We start from the raw sequence: 22,193 nt of genomic DNA, 5'->3' as shown, positions 1-22,193 counted from the left end.
TAAGAAGTTAACCCACGGCATTCATACCATCGGACGAAGGCCGTTTCGACAATGCTACGCGGTTGGGTGTAAGTGCCCATATCCATGGAACTCCGACGCGACATACCCTTGCGCTTCTGCCTGCGCTCTCCCGTGTCAGCCATACCCAACAGTGCTCGTTTCATCAGCGTCAATGCGGGGCAGTGGGTAGCAACCCTCACTCACATTAACGTTACGCCTTCAAACCTCATCAAGAAAAGATGAGCCCTTTTCACGCAAGAGCTCAATCATGGCGACCGCAGCAGGCGGTAGATACCCTTCTGCTCTCACCAGAACCGCCACCGTGCGGTTCATAGTGGTTTCCGTTAACGGCACTTCTCGAAGCCTGGACATGCCTTGGCCGTATTCCAAGGTTTCACGGGCCAGAAAGCTCAACAGCCGGGTACGGGCGATTAGCCGAGGCAGCAGAGAGATAGAGTTTGTTTCAATCTGAACGCTTGGCGCAGGTAACTGCCTTTCGATGAACGCGTTGTCAATCCAACGCCTGGCCGACACGGTTGAGCCAGGTAGCACCCACCCATATTGACAAAGCGCATGCTGATCATAAGGAGACAAAAAAATCGGATGGTCTACGCTGGCGACCACCACCGCCTCGTCCTGCAACACTGGATAACTCTGAAAATCCGCATCATTGGCGATCAACGGGCAAATGATCGCATCCAACCTTCCTCCCCTTAGCGACTCTTTCAGCACGTCATCCTGGCCGATCGAAAGCTTGAGCGTCAGCTTGGGCGCCCTGCTCAGGAGAGCCTCGGTCAGTTGCGGCAACAAATAGTCGGCCATGCTCGCTGCGCACCCTAGCCTGATATTACCGACCAGGCCACTGGCATAGTCCCGGACTTCTCGCTCCGTCTCCGCAATGCTGAGGCGCAGCTGTTTACCCCGGGCAAGCAGAAATTCACCCACGCCTGTCAACTTGATCCGTCTACCGTCCCGTTGGAAGAGCCGCGCGCCTAAAGACGCCTCCAAACGCTGAATGCTCTTGCTCAGCGCCGGCTGGCTCCGGTTCAGCTTTTCGGCAGCTCGGCCCAGATGCCCCAGCTCTGCAATCGTTTCGAAATAGGCAAGGTCACGAAAGTCCATGATTCATGAATTTCAGTTATAGGTTAATCGAAAGTAGAAAATAGACTTCATCATTCCGGAGGTCGATAATTTTTTGCCGCCCTTAGGTCTGCTCAAGCTGAGCTATCGCCAGGAGATCCACTTCTTTGCAAACCACAGCACCTAAGTCTTTGCTTGCTCGAAAGACCTTCCGATGGATTGCCCTTGTCGGCATCGCAGGGCTGGCGGGGCAAGCGCTCCATGCGATAGCCGTTCCCGCTGGGTTGTTTCTAGGACCAATGCTGATCGCCATCGCATTCGGTGTATGTGGCGCAAATTTGAGCCTGCACCGGCATCTTTTCAAGTTTGGCCAAGGGTGTGTTGGCCTTCTCGTGGCTCACTCCGTAACCTGGTCTGTGCTCACATCGCTGGCTCAGTCATGGCACGTCATGCTTTTCGCGACACTGATCACTGTCGTACTCAGTGCAGTCGTCGGACTCGGCACTGTTCGCTTCGGCGGCATTCCAGGGAGCACCGCGGCATGGGGCACAGCACCTGGCGCAGCATCCGCCATGGTATCCATGGCCGAGGAATATGGTGCGGACTCTCGAGTCGTGGCCACCATGCAATACGTCAGGGTTGTATGTGTCGTTATGATTGGATCATTGGTCAGCCACTTGCACGGTGCCAGCAGTTTCTCACCGGAGGTTGCTCAAGCTAGCGCCGCCCTTCATGACACTACTGCATCAAACATCATCCTTAGCCTCGCCGTTATTCTGTTCGGTGTCGCGGCAGGCACCAAGATTCCTGCAGGCGCTCTGCTTATGCCTCTATTGATAGGTGGTACATTGCAGCTCAGTGGCCTGCTTGAAATTGCAATGCCAAACTGGCTGCTCGCAACCGCCTACGGAGCGATAGGTTGCTACATCGGACTTCGATTCGACCGAAACACCGTGCGTTACGTCATCAAGCATTTGCCCACGATGATCATAGGTACAGTGATTCTGATCCTACTGTGCGCGAGCTGTGCCTGGGCTCTCGCGCTTGCCACCGGCACTGAGTTTCTCTCAATGTATCTGGCGACCAGCCCAGGTGGGCTGGATGCCATGGCAATCATTGCAGTGGAGACGCACGCAGATGTCGGCATGGTCTTGGCTATGCAAACGTTGAGGCTTTTCGGCGTGATTCTGACCGGGGCCTATTTCGCCAAGCAGATCATTCGCCTCACACAAGCTTGATAGCCTGCCCCTTACGCATCCCTGCCCTGCCCCAAGGCTGCCAGTATCTCTCGGCCACTCCCCCCCAGCAGGCTGGTCGCTTGAGCTGCGCGCTTGAGCAATAGCAGGCGGGCCGCTTGCAACTGATCCTTGTTGAAACGCTCGGATGGGCCTGACAGCGTTAGAGCGCCTTTAAACTCATTGCCAACGCCGAATACAGGAGCCGAGATCGACGATGTATCTGGGTCACGCTCCCCAAATGACGTAGCCCAGAACTGCTCTCGCACCTCAGCCAAAGCGCGATCAGCTGGCGGGCCAAATGCCCGGAGGATTTTTCCGGAAGCCCCAGCATGTAGTGGGAATCGATCACCCTCATGGATGCTGAAGCGCACTGCGCGTTTGGGTTCGACCCGGAACAACACGACTCGGGTATCGTTTTCAATCACATAGAAAGAAGAGGTCTCCCCGCTTTCTTCAGTGAGAGCTTCCAACACTGGGTAGATCGTATCCCGTAGTCGGAACGAGGCCTGGTAAATCTGAGCCAAACGCAGAGGCTCGTGACCTACGCCGTACTGCCCATCCGCGAAACGCCTGATGAAACCCGCTCGCTCCAACGAACTCATCAAGCGAAGGATGGTGCTCTTGTACAAGCCTGTACGACGAGCAATTTCGGCCAATGGAAGACTGGTGCGATCAGGTTCGAATGCACTCAGGATGGCAAAAGCCCTATCGACTGCAGCCACTCCTCCGTCCGCATTACTCTTCGAATCGTTGACTACCACGGGGTCATTTTTTGGCGACATCAGACTTCTGCTCGGCGTCATCGTGAAAAAGCGGCCCCTTTGAAGGGGCCGTTGAGATGGGTATTACCTTACCTGTCAGTCAGGCTAGCAGCTAGTCCATTCGCCAGAACGCCGTTCTGATCAGCTTAGGCGTCACGCATGAACAATTTAAGAGACAGAGCCATAAGTGCGGCGAAGAAGAGGATGCACCCCATAACCATCAGACCTGCCGTGAACGACTGAGTGTAGTCCTTGAGGAAGCCCATCAGGTATGGCCCAACAAACCCACCGAATGCTCCGATGGAGTTAATGAGGGCAATGCCGCCAGCTGCCGCTTGGCCGCTGAGGAATTTAGCTGGCAAGGTGTAGAAAATGGTCTTCGCTGAGATGGTGCCCACCAACGCCAGTGTGATGCCGGCCAACGCTGGAATCAGTGCATTCATGTTCACCGCAAAGATCAATGCCAGACCAGCCAACAATAGCGCAGCGATCAAGTTGAGAATCCCTCGGCCAGTGCGGTCGACGTGCTTGGCCCAGAAAAGCAAACCAATGGTCGAGAAGAAGTAAGGAACTGCCGCGACCCACCCGATCAGGCTAATCTCGACACCCTGCGCCTTGAGCATTTGAGGCAGCCAGATTCCAATACCATAGGTGCCGATGGTGAAGCTGAAGGTGATGGAGCTCAGAATCCATACGCGAGGATCCTTGAGGGCTTGAGCAAAACCATGGCTTTTGTCTGACTTGGCTTTCTCTTTATCCAGCATTCCAGTCAGAGCATCCTTTTCCTCCTGAGAAAGCCACTTCGCTTCACTAGGACGGTTCGCAAGCACCTTCAAGGTAATCAAGCCCAGCACACACGCTGGCAGGCCCTCAATGATGAACATCCACTGCCAACCTGCAAGTCCCAGGGTGCCATGCATTTGCAGCAGCCAGATCGACAACGGCCCACCTACAAGGAAGGAAATTGGCGTCGCAACGGTAAACCATGCCAGAACCCGAGTTCGATACTGCGCAGGGAACCAGAGCGTAAGGAAGAAAATCACGCCTGGGAAGAACCCAGCTTCAGCCACGCCTAGCAGGAAGCGAATAATGTAGAAGCTGTAAGGGCCAATAACGAATGCTGTTGCAGCTGCCGCCAGGCCCCAAGTGATCATGATCCGCGCCATCCAGAGGCGCGCACCATAGTGATACATGGCCAGGTTGCTTGGCACTTCACATAGGCAGTAGCCGACGAACATGATGCCAGCACCAAGGCCAAACTGGGCAGCCGTGAGTCCTAGTTGATCAGTCATCTGCAACGCGGCGTAGCCTACGCTGGTGCGATCCAGGTAATTGAAGAAATAGGCCAGAGCAAGCAACGGAATCAGGCGCCACGCTGCCTTCTTCATAGCTTGCTGTTGCAAAGGGGTAATGACATCAGACTGTGGCATGGACAATGAAGTATCCGGGGTCGTGACGTTAGCCATGACTGTATCCTCGGTTTTGTTGTTATGAATACCGTGGCTGGATGGGCCAACGGTGGATGCAGGCATCCGATACGTCCTGCATCAGTGGTTCTGCTGATTTCACTCGAAAGTCGTATCGAGCTCGACGCTTGAACAATCGCCGAGAGCGAGCCCCTCAGAGGGACTCGTCACAGTTACGATCAGGCGGATTTGACCGTACCACTGGCCTCTAGCTGGGCTATCTGGTCGTTACCGTAGCCCAGCTCAGCCAACAGCTCTTTCGAGTGACTGCCAAGTTCAGGGACATTCAGTCGTGTCCCAAAACGCTGGCCGTCCATCTCGAACGGAAGCATGGGCACCTTGACCTGCTCTCCACTTGGGAGAGTCAGTTCGGCCATGCCACCCGATTGATTGAGATGCGCGTCTTCGAACATGTCTTCAGGGCGCTGGATAGGAGAGAACGGCAGGCCGGCGTTTTCACAGAGATCCATAACCGTCTGCTTGTCCATTCCGGACAAGCGCTCCCGCACCAACGGAATGATTCGGTCGCGAGCCTGAACACGCTGGTTGTTTCGACTCAGTTCAGCGTCCCCACCAAGCTCTGGGAAGTCGAACGCCTGGCAGAACGATACCCACTGAGAGTCACTGACGACGCCCATGAAAACTTGCTCACCTTCCTCGGCAGTCTCAAAGACGTCGTAGATCGCCCATGCCGAAATTCGACTTGGCATAGGCGCCGCCGCGTTGCCAGTCACAACCTTCTGCATCATGTGCTGCGCGACCAGGAAGGCCGAGTTTTCAAACAGACCGGTCTGCACGAATTGGCCACGCCCTGTCTCTTTACGTTGCAGCAAGGCAGCCAGAATCGACACAGTGCTGAACATGCCGCCCATCACGTCATTGACGGAGGCCCCGGCACGCAGAGGTCGGCCAACAGGCCCCGTCATGTAAGCCAGGCCGGTCATCATCTGGACAACCTCATCCAGCGCCGTGCGCTTTTCATAGGGGCCTGGCAAAAAGCCCTTCATCGAGCTGTAAATGATGTCCGGCTTGATTGCCTTTACTTGCTCGTAGCCCAGGCCCAGCTTCTCCATTGCGCCGGGGCGGAAGTTCTCAGTCACAACATCAGCCGTAGCAAGCAATTTTTTCACTGCTGCCATACCGTCTTCAGACTTGATGTCTACCGCAAAGCTCTTTTTGTTGCGGTTGTAGGTCATCCAGTAGCCAGCACCGGAGCCCATGAGACGCCGAGTGTTATCTCCTTCCGGCACAGGCTCCACTTTGATGACTTCAGCACCAAGGTCAGCGAGAAGAAGACCAGAGGTCGGGCCCATCACCATATGAACGAACTCGACGACTCGGATGCCAGCCAGTGGCAGAGACTTTTCTTCGTGCTGGCTCATACGGCCTCCTTCGCATAGGTGAAATTCTTGCCAACGCCAGCATCAGGGATAAAGCCGTATACAGGCTCTCCAGGGAGCCCACGGCGAAGCACTTCGCGAGCAGCAACCAGGCGATCAATGTCGACACCGGTTTTCAGCCCCATGGACTCCAGCAGATACACCAGGTCTTCTGTGACGATGTTGCCCGACGCACCTGGCGCGTATGGGCAGCCGCCCAGGCCGCCTTGGGATCCATCGAACGTCTTAACGCCCGCCTCCAAAGCAGCCACCACGTTGGCCAAGCCTTGGCCACGGGTATTGTGGAAATGTGCACTGCCAGCGAGAGAGCCGAGTTCCTGGAACAGCCGAGTGAAGAGGCGACGCACCTGGGTTGGATTGGCGTAACCAACGGTGTCGGACAGGCCGACCTCATCGATACCCAACTCTGCCATCTTCAGGGCAATTGCAATCGTCTCGTCATCAGTCACAACACCTTGAAGCGTGCATCCAAAAGCAGTCGACAACCCCGCCTCGATCTGAACATGCGGGAAGCGCTCATTGCGCAGAGCAACGACCGCTTGAACTTCATCGAAGACTTGAGCATGTGTCTTGCGGATGTTCGAAATAGAGTGCTGTTCGCTGACGGAAATGGGCAGGGTAATTTTGTGAATGCCGACGTTGAAAGCGGCTTCAGCACCTTTGAGATTCGGCACCAACGCAGTGACAAAAAGCTCTGGCAGGGTCAAGGCGTGCGCAACTACTTGAGCGGCATCAGCCATCTGGGGCAGCAGCTTCGGAGATACGAATGAGCCGACCTCGATTTCCCTCAATCCAGCGCCTGCCAAGGCTGAAATCCATTCCAGTTTCAGCTCGGTAGGCATGGTGCCCTTGACGCTTTGCAAGCCATCTCTAGGCCCGACTTCGCTTACCAGGATGTCGATTTCTGTCGCTTCTTTCACGGAGGTTCTCCTGTGGCGGTGGAGAGCCTGTCCGAACATTCATGCAGTGCAGCAACGAGGCGGAGCGCTGTTTTTATGATTGTTCTGTCAGGCAGAATCACGTTCTGTTTTAGTATCTACCCACAATTTCGTACCTGTCAATGAGAGCGACGATGAACGGTGGGGAAGCGACTGGGCGTGATGCAAGAGAACGGATTCGCCCGTCTTAGCAGACTTGACAGGATGAGAATTAGCTTAGAAAGTGTTCTACCAAGAGCACCAATGTTCCGTCAGATAGAACATTACTCGAAAAAACAAGATCCTGCTGGCGACATACACTGACAGTACGAACTCAAACACCTGCCGTTTGAGCGTTTTCGTTGGTGCGCCTGTTTTCACATGGAGATTTGCCATGAGCCTGTATGCCCCACCAGAAGAACGGCCAACAGAGGTCTTCAGCAGATTGCCAAAAGAGTTTTGGCGAGACGGCGATTCCGACTGGGTCAGAGCCAACAAACCAGGCCAGCAAGTTCCTAGCTTCCTGGAAGGGCCGTCCTTCGATCAGGCGGGCAACCTCTATGTCACGGACATTCCGTATGGCCGGATTTTCCGCGTCTCTCCAGAGGGCGACTGGGAGCTGGTGGTCGAGTATGACGGCTGGCCTAACGGCTTGAAGATTCATCGGGATGGTCGGATTTTCATTGCGGATTACAAGAACGGAATCCTCGTTCTCGACCCAATCAGCAAGCGAATCGAACCCTTTCTGACGCATCGTCGGAGTGAGAGCTTCAAGGGTGTAAATGACCTTTTCTTTGACCAACAAGGGCACCTCTACTTCACCGACCAAGGTCAGACAGGCATGCACGATCCAACGGGTCGTGTTTTCCGCTACGACCTGGCGCAGCAACGCCTGGATTGCTTGCTGGATAACGGCCCTAGCCCCAATGGTCTGGTGATGGACCTCCAGGAGAAAGCCCTTCTGGTAGCCATGACGCGCGGCAATGCAGTCTGGCGGCTCCCACTCCAACCCGACGGCACCACTTCCAAGGTCGGCATTTTCACAGCCATGGCCGGTGGCGTGAGCGGAGCCGACGGTATGGCCCTGGACGATTCAGGCAACCTTTACGTTTGCGATGCAGGCAATGGGTGTGTTTGGGCATTCGATGCCCATGCCGTGCCGCTATATCGTTTCAAATCATGCACCGAGGGTCGCACCCTGACCAACCTCGCCTTTGGTGGTGAAGATAATCGCGGCCTTTACATTACAGATTCATCGACAGGACACATTCTGAGGGCTGATCCGGGCCACTCTGGAAAGTACATGTTCTCTCACCAGCCAGCCTAGCGACCTTGCGCCAGCCCTGTGCATACGGCGCACGGGGTTCGTTCGGCTCGAAAAAAGCTGACCAATTTCACTACTCATACAAAACAGATAATAAGAGGGATACATGCTCACTCTCCTGAGCTACACAATGATTACGTGCTTCATGTACCTTGTCATGAGCAAGCGCCTGTCGCCACTGGTTGCACTGATTCTGGTGCCGGTTGCATTCGCAAGCCTGGGCGGATTTGCGACCCAGCTGGGGCCAATGATGTTCGATGGGGTGAAGATGCTGGCCCCAACGGGGATCATGCTGACCTTCGCGATCCTCTACTTCTGCATGATGACCGATGCGGGCCTCTTCAACCCACTGATCAAGCTGATCCTTAAATGCGTGAAAGGCGACCCCCTGAAAATCGTCATAGGAACCGCCATTCTTGGATTCTGTGTAGGATTGGATGGTGATGGGGCAACGACGTACATCATCACGACTGCGGCGCTTCTACCACTGTATCGACGCACAGGCATAAGCCTGCAAGTGCTGGCCACCGTGTTGCTACTGACTATCGGGGTGATGAACATTCTGCCGTGGGCCGGGCCGTTCTCGCGCGCCGCTAGCGCCATGCATGTCGACATCACAGAATTGTTCATGACAATGCTGCCCTTGATGATTGCAGGCGCTGCCTGGGTAATTTTTGTAGCGTTCTATTTGGGCAGCCGCGAGCGCCGTCGCCTAGGTATTGCTCAACTTGACCATGACGAGATCATGAGCCACTACACCGACTTCAAGCTGACGGATTGGCGCTTTCTGTTCAACGCGGTGCTCACCGTCACGCTGATTACTCTGATGATGATCAACGTACTGCCGCTTCCAATTCTGTTCATGCTCGCTTTCGGCCTGGGCATCCTGGTTAATTTCCCGGGCGTCAAAGACCAGAAGGAATTGATCGGCAAATACGCCGATAGCGTCATGGCAGTGACGCTGCTGATTTTCGCCGCAGGCATATTCGTGGGGATCATGTCCGGCACCGGCATGATCAAAGCTATCTCGGACAGCCTGATCCACATCATTCCAGAGTCTGCTGGCCATTTCATGTCCGTCATCACTGCATTCATCAGCATGCCGTTCACCTACGTGCTGACCAACGATGCCTTCTACTTCGGGATCCTCCCCATCCTGGCCGAGACTGCGAGCCACTACGGCATCGGAGCCAAAGAGATGGCAATCGCAGGCCTCATTGGTCAGCCCGTCCATCTACTCAGTCCGCTTGTTGCCTCCACCTACCTGCTTTGCGGGTTGCTTGATATCGACTACGGCGACAACCAGCGTGCATCCATCGGCTGGAGTATCGGCACATGCGTGGTGATGTTTGTCGCGGCAGTTGCGCTTGGAACCATTGACATCTTCAACTGAGGATCTTCCTCAACCTCGCAATGCTCAGGTGGCGCTGCCGCCTGCGCTTGAAGCATTCAGCTTTTTCAACGAAGCATGATTGCGACTCGGGCCTTTCAAAAGAGGGTCAGGGGATATCACGGTCATTTGACCATTTCTGGTGAGCTACTCGGAGCCACGAACGCCGAGCGTAAGTGAACCTTGGTGACGGGGGGAACCCCCCGGCTACCTATGCATTTTGGAGAGTGAAGTGCAGTGGCTTTTGAATCGATCACATGGTCTGCGCTGGTGCAAATTATCGCTATCGACATTCTCCTCGCTGGCGACAACGCGGTCATCATTGCTTTGGCGTGTCGGAATCTACCGCTAGAGTTGTGCAAAAAAGCCATTCGCGCCGGTATGGAGGTGTCAGTTTGGTCGCCGCCATCAAGACCATCATCCTTGCTGACGCGGTGATGTCGCTGGATAACGTACTAGCTCTAGCAGGAGCAGCTGGTGGCGATCTAATGCTCGTGTCCTTGGGCGTTCTAATAAGCATCCCCATCATCGTTTGGGGTAGCCGGCTGGTTCTTGCCCTGATGGATAAATCTCCTCAAGTCATCATCTTGGACGCAGGGCTACTCGGCTGGATCTCAGGCGGAATGCTGGTAAGTGACATCTGGCTCGAGCCAAGAATCCCTTTCCCAGCAGACGTCACTCACTACGTCGCGAGCGCTGTAGGAGCGATGCTGGTGGTGGCTATCGGCATCTTGCTAAAAAAACAGAAACCCGCATCAAACGATACCCGCACCGCCCAGTAGTAATACCGCGTAACTCCAACCAAAAAAATAATGTGGCTATTTCTGCGCGCTCATCTCCTGTGCGCGCAGACAACGCCTGGAGTAATCATGAAGGCACATAACGCAATCCCGGTCTGCACCTTGCTAGGTATTGGCAATCTTGCCACTCCCGCACTAGCGGAGGGTTTCATAGAGGATTCCAAGGCCTCTCTGCAAACGAAGAATTTCTATTTAAATCGAGACTTTCGAGATGGAGCAGGCCAGAACAAGCGCGATGAATGGGCCCAAGGTTTCATTCTCGATGCCAAGTCAGGCTTCACGCCTGGCCCTGTGGGCTTCGGTATTGACGCCATTGGGATGCTCGGCCTGAAGCTGGACTCCAGCCCCGACCGGACATCCATGCAAAACACGACAGTCCTAGCGATGGACATCCTCTAGCTCCACGGCCTTAAGGGCATCAATGACTGCTTTGACAGCCGGAAGTTTTGAAGCACCTTTCGGCACCGCTACAGAGATTCTTCGGAGTAGGATCGGCTTCACCGGTAGGCATACGAAATCAGGATCCCTGCGAACCGGGCCCAAAATCAAATTCGGTAGCACTGTAATGAGCGAGCTTGATCTTACGAGCTCAATCGTTGCAGCGGTATTCCGGCAGTTACTGGAAACGCGCGGTTCGAAACCTGCCGCTCGAAAAGCTCTCAATAGGAAGGACACGTAGGTTACAGCCGAGAGATTCAGAGCCCAGCGTTCGTTGGCCAGGTCGTTCAGATGGATGGATTTCAGTTCAGCCAAGCGGTTGCTTGAGGACATAACCAACATGAAATGGTCAGTGCATAGCGGTTCGAACTCGAGCTTGGACTCATGGGTTTCAATGCTCGTCATGTCGTCCACTACCGCCAGATCGACCTGATTAGCCGCTGCAGCTTTAAGCCCTTCTGTTGGCTCCATCTCAACCAACGAGACCGTGAGCTTGGGATGGGATTGCTCCAGAGCCCGGATCGCAAATGGCAAAATTCCAACGGCTACAGAACCAAAGGCGGCGACTCGAACCTCCCCTGTTACCTCCTGTTTACTCTGTGCGATCTCAGCTTCGATGTCATTGACCAGCTTGAAAAGCTCCACAGACCGGGATGCCAGCCGCTTCCCGACAGGCGTAAGTTCCACGCTTCGTCCGGAACGCTCGAAAAGAACGACATCAAGCTCTTGCTCTAGCAAAGCCAGCTGCTGCGAGATAGCGGGACGCGTCAGATGTACTGCTTCGGCTACTGCCGAGATCGTACCCAGTACTGAGAGCTCAGACAGCAATCGCAACCGGCTCAGGTTGAGCATAGTCCCTTACTCCTCTCCTCGATGATCACAGATCATATCGTAGAGCACTGCAGGTACGTTCAACTTAGCAGCATGGAACCCATATCTTCAGGCACGACCTCTTGTAGCGCATCGACAACAGCTGCAACGGAAGGCCTACGACTAGCCCCTTTAGGAACCACGGTAAAGATCCGACGCAACAGCACTGGGCGAATCGGCACCAAGGTGAAATCCGGGTCATTCATGATCTGCTTAAGCGACAATTGCGGAAGCACCGTGATGACCGAACTGGCCCTGACCAGCTCAAGCGTGGCCGCGCTATTTCTGCAGTTGCTCATCACGGTCGGCTCAAAGCCTGCCGCATGGAAAGCCCGCATTAGGAAGGAGTGGTAACTGATCGCGGCCAGGTTCAGCGCCCAGCGCTCATCTGATAGATCACTCAATTGAAGGTTCTTACGATCAGCCAGGCGATGCCGGGAAGACATTACGACAGTGAAGTAGTCAGGGCACAGCGGTAGAAAATCCAGTTTTTCTGCGAAAGGCTCTGCATCGACCATATCATCAACGATCGCAACATCCACCTGGTTTGCAGCGGCGGCCTTCAAGCCTTCAGCCGGCTCAAGTTCAATCAGCGAGACGGCCAATTGCGGATGGTTTTGCTCAATAAATTGGACGCACTTGGGCACCAGGCCAACTCCGGCAGAACCAAAGGAAGCGAGTCGGATGACACCTGAAATCTCTTGGCGACCTTGGGCGATTTCGGCCTCGATATCGTTCACAAGACGAAAGAGCTCAGACGACCGCGCCACCAATCGCCGCCCTGCTGGCGTCAGCTCTACATTACGACCTGACCGCTCCACCAATGCCACGTCCAGCTCGCGCTCCAGCAATCCTAACTGCTGCGAGACTGCTGGGCGGGTGAGGTGCACTGCCTCTGCCACGGCGGATACTGTTCCTAGCACCGACAATTCCGAGAGCAGTTTCAACCTACCTAGATTTAGCACGATACCTTCACCTCCCTAGTCGGCAATCCGTCTCAAGCACAAGCAAGGACTACTTGAGCAGGCCGCAGAAACTGCACCGAGAGAGGCTTGATCCAGCTCTACCTCGGGTCAATCCGCCCGGCCATAACACGCTTCCCCCCGAAAGGCGGTGGGCCAGGAACGCCCACTACCTAGCCTTTGGATCAACCACTAGAACAGAGGAATTGAATAGCTCACGTATAGACGGTTCTCATCGGTGTCGTTGGCGGCGCTGCCCCGCAGGGCCCCATTGAGCCATGTGACGCCGAGTCCTTTAAGAATTCCGGACTGGACGACATAAGACAGCGAGATATCGCGCTCCCACTCGTTCAGATCACCCCTCGCAGATTTGACATTGCCCCCTGACAGATACATGACCTTCGAGCTCAAGCCTGGTAACCCAGCCGCAGAGAAGTCGTATGCATATCCAGCCATCCATGTACGCTCACCGGCACGAGTAAAGTTCGTGATCTGGCTATTACTGGTCAAATAGACCGTAGACCCCGAACCCTGGTTGATGAAAGGCATATTGCTGTCACCATTGACGGTCTGGAAGCCACCAATGAACGAATGCCCAGCGACAACATATGTGAATGTTGCACCGAACGTGTCGTTATCGACCTCACCCTTCGTGATGCCACTCCCATAGTATCCAGTGCTGACATAACCCTCAGCACGACCGGAGGAGCTAGCGTTCTTCCCATCCGACTCACTATGGAAGTACCGCAGATCGGAAGTGAGCTTACCCGTTGCCAAGGGAAGCGTATGGACTAGCCCTGCAAAATTCTGGGAGTAGAAATCTTCGAGATTTGAAATGTAATACTGAGCGAGCAAATTAGGGCTGATTTTGTAATCAAAACCACCGAAATAGAATTTGTTGCTCCTTTGCCCTGCCAGTCCGCCTGCTCCTGCAATGGCCAAGCCGAGAGAGTCCGTAGAATTACGATCCTTGACTTTCTCCAATCCCCCAGCAGTGACGGTGAGGTTCTCGAATTCCTTGGAGGTTACCTGCACTCCCTTGAACCACTGCGGAATCAAACGGCCATCATTGTTCACCAAGATGGGCAATACGGGTTGGAGTGTGCCGTAGCGGGCTTCTGTACTGAAGATCTTGGCCTTAGCGGTGAGGCCTAGAGCACTGAATTCATCAACCGCCTTTTCGCCATCGCTAGGGAAAAATGCGCTGCCGTTGTGCCGACCCTCTCCAGAGTCGAGCTTGATGCCCAGTGCACCAATCGCATCAACGCCAAACCCAACTGTACCGTCCGTGAAGCCAGACTGGTATTTGAGCAAAAAACCCTGCCCCCATTCCTCCTGCTTCACCTGTTTGGTCTGTCGACTATCGTTATTGAAATAGAGATTTCGCATCGACAACGTAGCTTCAGAGTCCGAAATGAAGTCGGCCTGCACTACTCCACTAACACTAATCAGAATGACTAGCGAACTGGAGAAGAAGGACTTCACGAAGTCACGCTTAACCATGAACCACAACTCCAATTGCACTTTTGTTATTAGCGGTAAACCGCTGCTTTGGCAGATTGCGAGCTAAAGACAACGCTTAAATAAAAACACTATTCATAGAATGGAAGGCGCATCGATAGACTCCAATCAATGCGCCAATAGGCGCCAAGTCGAGATATTTCAGTGCAACCTCAATTTCGGTCGGGTTTTACGCTGCAGATACTCAGCAAGCGCTTTTAACAGCATTCGCGGCGTACCATAGAGCGCAGCTTGGTGCAATCTATAGAGGGAGGTATAAAGCGTCTTGGCAATAAGCCCTCGCGTTATTACTTCACCACTGAAAATTCCGCTCAGGCTGCCGATTGCGTCGAAGGAAGCCAACGAAATCAATGTACCCTTGTCTTCATATTTGAAGTCAAGAAGTGGCTCGCCGTCCAAGTGCCGCTCCAGATTCTTACACAGCAGCGCAGCCTGCTGGTTAGCAGCTTGGGCACGCGGCGGTACGAAACGTCCGCTGGTATCATCCAACGGGCAAGAAGAACAGTCACCTATTGCGAAGATCGAATCATCCAGAGTCGTCTGAAGCGTTCGCTTTACGTTTAACTGATTGATTCGGTTAGTTTCAAGACCATCCAGTGTCTTCAGAAACTCTGGTGCCTTGATGCCTGCCGCCCAAATTTTCAGATCGGCGTTAAGCGTTTCGCCGTCAGCGAGAACGACACCGTTCTCAGTGACTTCTTTGACCGCAGTGCCGACACGAACATTGATGCCCAGTTCATTAAGGCCATTGTGCACCGCCTGGCTGGCTTTTTCGTTAAGTACGGGCAAGACACGCGGGCCCGCTTCAAGCAGCGTAATATTCAGAGTGGATGGGCATGCGTGCTTGACACCGTACCCTTTGATTACACGTACAGCATGCTGGAGCTCGGCGCACAACTCTACACCAGTAGCCCCTGCCCCCACGATGGCAATCTCGAGTGGATGAGCCGTATCAGAGGCATGTGAGCGCATGTAGCGATTGAGCAGCACTCCATGGAGCCGCTCAGCCTGCGCTCTGCTATCCAGGAACTGGCAATGCTGCTGAACGCCTGGTGTTGCAAAATCATTGCAATGACTACCGACAGCCATTACCAGAGTGTCATACTCGATTTCCCGTTCCTGCCAAGAAGATCCACTCGGTGCAGTCAGGCGGACGGCCTTGCTGGTGCGATCAATTCCCGCCATGCGACCGTGTTGAAAGTGGAAGTGGTTCCATTTGGCTTGAGCAATATAATTAAGCTCGTCGACGCCAGGGTTCAGAGAGCCAGCGGCCACTTCATGAAAAAGCGGCTTCCAAATGTGGGTCAAGTTGGCATCAACCAACGTAATCGTAGCGTGATTTCGCCGACCGAGCGTTTTACCTAAGCGAGTAGCCAGTTCGATGCCGCCGGCGCCGCCACCAACAATTACAATTCTGTGTTTCATTACCAAACCCTGAAGGAAGGAGCATGACTTCCCCAACGCACAAACTTTGGTGATTAACCAATTAGCGGCATTTGAGGATGAAAATAAATTCGCTAGATCGCTGACAGCCTAGCTTGACCATCAAAAAACTAGCTTTATTTACAAGCCCGTTGGCAGCCTGTGCAAGACACTCAACAACCAACGGGCGAGGTCAAATCAGTTGTATCCTAGTACCGCGACAGCATCGATAAACTCCTCAACCTTACCTTGCGCAAGCCGAGGTTTAGCGACAACTGAAGGGAGAGGCTTACTTTTGCCTGATAGGCCAACTGTATAGCTCTGCTCAGGAAGCCGTTTTGATAAAATCGAAGAGTTTGTCTTGTTCATACTAGACCTTCAGGGCTGGCCTTATGATTGCGGTGACCATTTCGGCCAACGCCAAGTGACTGCTCAATGGGATGCCATCAACGTTTGCGTCTGTAATCCCTACTACAGAGTTGATCAGTCCTACATCAACGCCCCGACGAAGCAGATTGCCTTCCATTTCTGGGGTGTGGATCAGTCGCGAATCACCGGTGCGGATTGCCATCGCGGCAGCGATGGCGTAGCAGCCCCAGTTCGAACACGCCGCAGTGACCAGAACATCTGCTGGGGTAACAGCTCCAATACCGCCACCGCACCCACACGACCCTTCAGCACCAAACTTAACGTGGCCCTGGACAGAATCATTGACAAGGCCCATGCCTATTTCATTACCACCGTCACCCACTGCTATGGTTGGGATCTCACGGCGAATCGCTTCGTCGAAAACGAAATCGATGCGAGCACGCTCCATTCCGTAGTCGATGCCACGCATGCTGTAGTAAATGCCGTTGCGATTTCGGCCTACGCGTTCGGTGGAGAACAGCACTGAAGGTTGAAGCTCGTCCAGGAGCTTAGGCGCCGCGATGGCGGCCTCTTCATCTGTCACTGCGAAGCCTTGAACGCACACTGTCGCCAGGCTCTTGTCCTTGGCCGCTTTACGAGCCTGCTCATAAGGCAGAACCGTCAAGCCTGCAGTGGTCAGAATGGCTTCCATTGGACGACGCAGTGTTTCTTCGATCAGCACCACTGGAGTGACGTTACGCGCCAGTACCAATGCACGCACCACCGCTGCCAGACCAGCCGGGCCATCGTTTTCGCCGATTTCCGGAGACAACCAGGCACGAGATACCGAGCCGGTTGTCACAATGACGGTAGAACCCTCCGGAGCTGCCAGCAGCGCTTCAGCAGCAGCGCCCACCAGAGGCCGGCCTATGCGAGCGCGAGCCTCCTTATAAAGATGCTCGACACCACGACCACCGATGTCCAAGGAGATCAGTTGATCGAGACGATGATCGAAGGAAGTGTATTTAGAATCAGACATCATTTGCCCCCCAGGATCAGGTCGATCATTGCTGCGGAATCGTGAATGATGGCTGCGACTTTCGTCAGCGACTCGTCGAACGATTTTATGATTACTTCCTGACCACCGACGCGTCGAATTGCATCGCCGGAAGGTTTCAAGCGCACAGATACTCGTGCGCCTGGCTGACCATGGGTGTTGACGGTGAGTATCCCGTAATCACGCAGCAGGATCATGCCCAACGCAGAGGTCGCCTCACATGGCACCACCGGTGCTTTATCGGACTCTATGCCAGCACGCTTCAGAATGATTCGGAGGATATCGTCCTCATGAACCATTGGGCCCAAGTCGCTTACTTGTACGCAGTCACCCAGCAGCTTGATCAGATCCGCTGCGAGCGCCTTGCCGGCTTTGGCTTCATCAATCAAATGCTGAGGGTCGTAGCTCTGAAGCGAACGCATCACACCAGCGGAGATCGGTGCCCGTGCTTCCATTCCGTACTCAGCACCCTTTGCAGCAGCCGCCCCGATCATGTCCTTCGCACCAACCAGAATGCCGGCACGTGGCCCAGGAAGGCCGGCCTTGTCACAGTTGGTCACCGCCAAGTCTGCACCAGTCTTGAGGCTCTTAATGCCGCTATGCAGCACCGGACGCAGCCGTGCACCGTAAGCCTCGTCCAGAAACACACGAGAGCCAAACTGCTTAACGTAATCCACCACGCTTAAGGTGATGTTGTCGCTAAGCAGTTCCAGACTGCTGGTGACGGTAGTAACGACAACCAAGCGTGGCTCATTCGCCTGCAGAACACTTCGCCAATCAGCGGAACCTTGCACCTCGACCAGTGGAACACCCGCAAGCTTCGCACCGCGAACGACAGAAGCGTGCGAACGGCCACCAGGAGGAACGATCGATACAACCGTTCGACCGCCCGAGCACGATGCAATTACAGACACGATTGCAGCACTGGTGCGGTTGAAAATGGCGACGCTATCGGTTTCTTCGTCGCCACCCAGGTGCTCAATCGCCAGTTTGTTCAGGCGAGTGGAGCTCAGACCGGGGCCAACCCACTCTTCACAATAGGTGCCCAGGTCGGTTGCCTTCACCAGATAGTCCCGCTGATTGCCAGTGAAGATGCCGATCGATTCGGAACCATGTTCAATAACACGACTGGCTGCGACCGTTTGACCGTGGCGAAGGCGAGCGCCCTCATCGGTGCTGGAGCGAATAATGTTGCCGCGAGCGAAACCCACTACCGGATCAATTTCATTGCCAAATGAATCAGTCTTAACCGACACCTGTGCACCTTCGACATTGCTTTTGATGTTCATAATTACCGTTCCTGGTGGCGTGAAACGCCTACCGAGAGACTTTCACTATCGAATTCAACAACTGGACAAACGCGGCATGCCCATCGAGATCGATGCCGTCCACAGACGCCTGGTGCAGTCCATTTGCACCATCTCGTCCGCCGCCTCTCACACACGCCTCGACCATGTCACGCTCAAGTTCCGGCGAATGGATCAGATCCGGTTTGCCGGTCAAATAAGCCAGCGCGGCACAGATCGCGTAAGCACCCCAGTTCGATACCGAGGCCGCCACAACCACATCGGTAGCAGTGACGGTGATCACTCCCGAGGCGAAGCCTCCCTTGGAGATGGCGCCCAGCGGATGAACTGCTGTTACCGCAGCGCGGACATCACCGAACCCCACCTCATTGCCACCGTCACCTACACCGACGGTAAGTATGTTTTGCGCCTTGGCCAGATCGGCCAGTAGGTACACGTGACCCACAGCATCTGGCTCGCGGAAGTCACCACGGACGCCGTGGAAGTAGCCCTCGGCGTTAGGGCCATCGCGCTCCACAAAGACCACAGCGGTGGGGTTGTACTCTTGGAACAACCCTTTTGCTGCTTGGCGACCTGCTTCTAGGCCTTTTGGGAAGCTGACAACGGTAATCGAGCCTTGGCCATCAAGTGCTTGGCTGGCGACCTCTGCACAAGCCTCGACCGGTGCCAGGTGGATATCTTCCGTCACCAGTACCACGCGGCATCCAAATCCGCGCGCCAGAGCCCTTGCCAATACAGCAGCACCAGGCGGGCCATCCGTTTCGCCCAGCGGAAGAGCTGGTGCAACTCCAGCGCCGGTGGCAATGAACACAGTGTCACGAGGCTTGATTCGATTATGCAGATACTCCGCGGCCAGCATGCTCAATGGCGCGCCATAATACTTTCTGCAGATGTCATACAGCGGTTGGACATATCCCGATGGAAGCCCCCCCGTAAGGGGACGTATTTCCACAGTCATCAACCTATCAATTCTTTCGCCGACTAGGGCGTTGTAAATGTTAGTCATGTCATCACTCGTTAATGTCAATTCGATAAGTTTCTTTGGTCATCGAGATACAGATCAGAGTAATAACAGCCGCTGCCACTACGAACCACGACACCGCCATGGAGTTACCAGTGGTCGCTACAAGCCAAGCCGCGATGATCGGTGTTGGGGCACTGGAAACAATGCCGGAAAGTTGATACGCGACAGACGAACCACTGAAACGGTATTTGGTTTTGTATTGCTCAGCGTAAATCACGCCATGCAGAGAGCCAGTAGACGCGTGGCCGATACCCAAGCCCAACGCCAACGCCAAGGTGATGTAGTACGGATCAGCAGTATTCAGCAGGGCGAAGAACGGGAAGGCGTAGAGAGCAAAGAAGATTGCACCAAAGCCATAAACTTTCTTACGACCGTACTTATCAGACAGCCACCCAAACACAGGCTGCATGAACAGATCTACTGCAGCGCCTACCATCAATGCGTTAGAGGCGACGCTACGTGGCAGGCCCAAGGTTTGTGTAATGTAACTCAAGGCGTAAACGGTGATGAGGAAGTAGCCAACGTTAGCAGCCGTCTGGAAGAAGGCCATAACAATGGTTTTCTTCTTCTCGTACTTCCAGACGCTGAGCAGCGGAGCTTTCTCGATTTCACCTTTTTCCGCGACTTTCTCAAAGGCCGGAGGCTCAGACACCTGCAGACGGATATACATGCCGACTACCAGCAGTACTAGGCTGAAGATGAAAGGAAGGCGCCAGCCCCACGAGAAGAATTGCTCATCTGGAAGCATGGATACCAAGGCAAACGCACCCGCCGATACCAACAGGCCCGCAGGAACACCCATTTGCATGGTGGCACCCCACAATCCTCGCCGCCCTTCAGGCGCGTGCTCTACAGACATGAGCGCTGCACCGCCCCACTCACCGCCAAGAGCAAAACCCTGGATAATTCGAAGTACAATCAGTAAAGCAGGCCCCCATATACCGGCTTGAGCATATGAAGGGAGAAAGCCGATAGCTGCTGTGCAAAGACCCATCAGCATCAACGTAAAGACCAACAACTTCTTCCGGCCCATGCGGTCACCGAAGTGACCAATCACAATCCCTCCAATTGGTCGAACTACAAAGGCGACCGAGAACGAGATCATCGACATCAGCGTAGCCATTTCTGGCGACATATTGCTGAAGAATACCTTAGGAAACACGAGAGCAGCGGCAGTACCATAAATGAAGTAGTCGTACCACTCTACGGTGGTTCCGATGAAGGAGCCTAATGCAGCTTTGACGGAAGTCTTATTTGCGCCCTTACTTTCTTCTTGATGCTTGATAGCACCTGCTGTTTGCACGTTCATATGCCCTCTCGATGTCGCCAGTCGCCGGTGGTATCCCACCGGCTTATATTTATAAGTATGGGTTAGACGTTGATCGTTACGCTTTTACGCGACGTATAGCTTTCCAGCGCGCTTTCGATGGAATATTCGGCACCGATACCACTGCGCTTGGCACCACCGTAGGACATGCCTGGGATCTGGCCGCCTGCACGGTTAACCTGCAACCAGCCGGCGTCGATTTGCTCAGTGACACGTAGTGCCGTAGTCAGGTCATTGGTGAACACGTAGGCAGCAAGACCGTAAACGGTATCGTTTGCCCACTGGATAACCTCTTCTTCTTTTTCCCAAGGCAGAGCCACCAGGACTGGGCCGAAGACCTCTTCCTTGCAAACGCGCCAAGAATTATCCACGCCGGTCACAATCACCGGCTCTGGATAGAAGCCTTTGGCTGTTTCAGGCGAAGCTGGAACCGAGCCGGTCAGAACCTCGGCGCCCGAGTCGATCGCTTCCTTGATGAAGTTCCGGACTTCGGTGTAGCGCTCAATGTTGATGATTGCTCCGATGTCAGTGTTCTCATCCAAAGCGTCGCCGATTCGCAACTCGCGCACCTTGCCCACTACACGCGTCATCACCTCATCCCATACGCTCTTGTGAACGTACAGACGCGAACCAGCGGTGCAAGACTGGCCCTGACGTGCGAAACGCATGGCAGCAATGATGCCGTTGACGGTGGCATCAATGTGTTCAGGGGTAGCAGCGTCTGGATAGACGATGCATGGGCTCTTTCCGCCCAACTCCAGAGTTGCGCGACCGATCCGATCAGCTACCGCGTGAGCGATCAGCTTGCCTACTTCAAGCGACCCGGTGAACGAAACCTTAGCGACGTCTTCGTTAGTCGAAAGAGGCGCGCCTGCCTCGATACCCGAGCCGGTAACGATGTTGAAAACCCCAGCCGGGAAGATGTCAGCAGCGAGTTCAGCGATCTTCAGGACAGCGAGCGGAGCATCTTCAGCAGGCTTGAGGATCAGAGTGTTACCGGTACCCAGGGCCATACCGATCTTTACAGCAGCCAGAACCAGCGGGGAGTTCCACGGAATGATTGCGCCCACAACGCCCAGGGGTTCGCGGGTGGTGTAGCTGAACAGACCTGGGCCCAGCGGCAGGGTTTCACCTTTCTGCTCGGCAATGGTACCGCCATAGTAACGCAGGACTTCGGCAGCGCTCTGGGTTTCAGGACGGCTTTGAGTACGCAGAGCGTTACCAGTCTCTGCTGCCAATACGCGAGCGATCTCTTCCTGGTGTGCAGTGATACGGTTGCCCAGCTCGATCAACATCGCACCACGAGCACGTGCAGCGAGTCGGCGCCAGGTTGGGAAAGAAGCTTTGGCAGCGGCGACCGCGCTGTCGACATCATCCTTGTCGCTTGCACCGATGGTGGCCAGCGGAGAGCGGAAGCAAGGGTTTTCTACAACCATCGTCTTGCCGTTAGCAGGAGTGCGCCACTCGCCGTTTACGAATAGGCCAGTGATCCCGGCTGCTGGAAGTACAACAGAGTTATTTGCAGTAGACATCTTCATGGT

Annotated in this window: 17 protein-coding genes and 2 pseudogenes; 5 read left to right on the top strand and 14 right to left on the bottom strand. The window is 54.5% G+C overall.

Annotation, left to right across the window (positions count from 1 at the left end):
• Positions 1–219 precede the first annotated feature (219 nt).
• Entirely contained in the window at positions 220–1,122 is a 903-nt protein-coding gene (locus B9A31_RS20575) for a LysR family transcriptional regulator (RefSeq protein WP_027608945.1), read from the bottom strand.
• 125 nt (positions 1,123–1,247) lie between these two features.
• Here B9A31_RS20575 and B9A31_RS20570 point away from each other — a divergent pair, with 125 nt between their 5' ends.
• Positions 1,248–2,318: an AbrB family transcriptional regulator gene (locus B9A31_RS20570; RefSeq protein ID WP_050580645.1), complete on the top strand. Its 1,071-nt coding sequence runs from the start codon at positions 1,248–1,250 to the stop codon at positions 2,316–2,318.
• 11 nt (positions 2,319–2,329) lie between these two features.
• Here B9A31_RS20570 and B9A31_RS20565 read toward each other — a convergent pair whose 3' ends face one another.
• The 4 genes from B9A31_RS20565 to B9A31_RS20550 form a co-directional block, all read right to left on the bottom strand.
• Positions 2,330–3,040: an IclR family transcriptional regulator gene (locus B9A31_RS20565; protein WP_256576266.1), complete on the bottom strand. Its 711-nt coding sequence runs from the start codon at positions 3,038–3,040 to the stop codon at positions 2,330–2,332.
• Between the two features lie 185 nt (positions 3,041–3,225).
• The gene (locus B9A31_RS20560) at positions 3,226–4,611 is read right to left on the bottom strand and encodes an MFS transporter (RefSeq protein WP_233454337.1); all 1,386 of its coding nucleotides are present in this window, start codon (positions 4,609–4,611) and stop codon (positions 3,226–3,228) included.
• 113 nt (positions 4,612–4,724) lie between these two features.
• On the bottom strand, positions 4,725–5,927 hold the full coding sequence (locus tag B9A31_RS20555; protein ID WP_027608948.1) for a CaiB/BaiF CoA transferase family protein: 1,203 nt from the start codon (positions 5,925–5,927) through the stop codon (positions 4,725–4,727).
• Positions 5,924–6,865 carry a hydroxymethylglutaryl-CoA lyase gene (locus B9A31_RS20550; RefSeq protein WP_027594724.1) on the bottom strand — a complete coding sequence of 314 codons (942 nt, stop codon included), beginning with the start codon at positions 6,863–6,865 and terminating at the stop codon, positions 5,924–5,926. The genes B9A31_RS20555 and B9A31_RS20550 overlap by 4 nt, the downstream gene beginning before the upstream one ends.
• A gap of 391 nt (positions 6,866–7,256) precedes the next feature.
• On the opposite strand from B9A31_RS20550, the gene B9A31_RS20545 reads away from it, so the two are divergent.
• The 4 genes and pseudogenes from B9A31_RS20545 to B9A31_RS20530 form a co-directional block, all read left to right on the top strand.
• Positions 7,257–8,189, top strand: coding sequence for an SMP-30/gluconolactonase/LRE family protein (locus B9A31_RS20545; RefSeq protein ID WP_027594723.1), 933 nt, complete (start codon positions 7,257–7,259; stop codon positions 8,187–8,189).
• 103 nt (positions 8,190–8,292) lie between these two features.
• Positions 8,293–9,579, top strand: a complete 1,287-nt coding sequence (locus B9A31_RS20540; RefSeq protein WP_084297311.1) for a CitMHS family transporter — start codon at positions 8,293–8,295, stop codon at positions 9,577–9,579.
• 234 nt (positions 9,580–9,813) lie between these two features.
• Positions 9,814–10,358: pseudogene (locus B9A31_RS20535) on the top strand (TerC family protein).
• Positions 10,359–10,445: 87 nt separating this feature from the next.
• Positions 10,446–10,733 (top strand): annotated as a pseudogene (locus B9A31_RS20530) (OprD family outer membrane porin); the annotation flags it as partial.
• A 21-nt stretch (positions 10,734–10,754) separates the two neighbouring features.
• Here the strand turns inward: B9A31_RS20530 and B9A31_RS20525 are convergent.
• The 9 genes from B9A31_RS20525 to B9A31_RS20485 form a co-directional block, all read right to left on the bottom strand.
• Positions 10,755–11,666, bottom strand: a complete 912-nt coding sequence (locus B9A31_RS20525) for a LysR family transcriptional regulator (RefSeq protein ID WP_027594720.1) — start codon at positions 11,664–11,666, stop codon at positions 10,755–10,757.
• Positions 11,667–11,725: 59 nt separating this feature from the next.
• Entirely contained in the window at positions 11,726–12,649 is a 924-nt protein-coding gene (locus tag B9A31_RS20520; RefSeq protein WP_081717237.1) for a LysR family transcriptional regulator, read from the bottom strand.
• Between the two features lie 189 nt (positions 12,650–12,838).
• The gene (locus tag B9A31_RS20515; protein ID WP_050580650.1) at positions 12,839–14,149 is read right to left on the bottom strand and encodes an OprD family porin; all 1,311 of its coding nucleotides are present in this window, start codon (positions 14,147–14,149) and stop codon (positions 12,839–12,841) included.
• Between the two features lie 159 nt (positions 14,150–14,308).
• Entirely contained in the window at positions 14,309–15,592 is a 1,284-nt protein-coding gene (locus B9A31_RS20510) for an NAD(P)/FAD-dependent oxidoreductase (RefSeq protein WP_027608951.1), read from the bottom strand.
• A 367-nt stretch (positions 15,593–15,959) separates the two neighbouring features.
• On the bottom strand, positions 15,960–16,976 hold the full coding sequence (locus B9A31_RS20505; protein ID WP_027608952.1) for a glutamate cyclase domain-containing protein: 1,017 nt from the start codon (positions 16,974–16,976) through the stop codon (positions 15,960–15,962).
• Positions 16,976–18,283, bottom strand: coding sequence for a PLP-dependent aminotransferase family protein (locus B9A31_RS20500; RefSeq protein WP_027608953.1), 1,308 nt, complete (start codon positions 18,281–18,283; stop codon positions 16,976–16,978). The genes B9A31_RS20505 and B9A31_RS20500 overlap by 1 nt, the downstream gene beginning before the upstream one ends.
• A 28-nt stretch (positions 18,284–18,311) precedes the next feature.
• Positions 18,312–19,307: a glutamate cyclase domain-containing protein gene (locus tag B9A31_RS20495; RefSeq protein WP_050580651.1), complete on the bottom strand. Its 996-nt coding sequence runs from the start codon at positions 19,305–19,307 to the stop codon at positions 18,312–18,314.
• 4 nt (positions 19,308–19,311) lie between these two features.
• The gene (locus tag B9A31_RS20490) at positions 19,312–20,634 is read right to left on the bottom strand and encodes an MFS transporter (protein WP_081717238.1); all 1,323 of its coding nucleotides are present in this window, start codon (positions 20,632–20,634) and stop codon (positions 19,312–19,314) included.
• Between the two features lie 62 nt (positions 20,635–20,696).
• Positions 20,697–22,184 (bottom strand): aldehyde dehydrogenase family protein, encoded by a 1,488-nt coding sequence (locus B9A31_RS20485; RefSeq protein ID WP_027608954.1) that lies wholly within the window; start codon positions 22,182–22,184, stop codon positions 20,697–20,699.
• Between the last annotated feature and the right edge of the window lie 9 nt (positions 22,185–22,193).

It is taken from the genome of Pseudomonas sp. URIL14HWK12:I5 (assembly GCF_900176445.1).
GTDB classification, from domain to species: Bacteria; Pseudomonadota; Gammaproteobacteria; order Pseudomonadales; family Pseudomonadaceae; genus Aquipseudomonas; species Aquipseudomonas monteilii.
The sequence above is the reverse complement of the archived record's forward strand: the minus strand, read 5'-3'. Positions and strand labels throughout refer to the sequence as shown.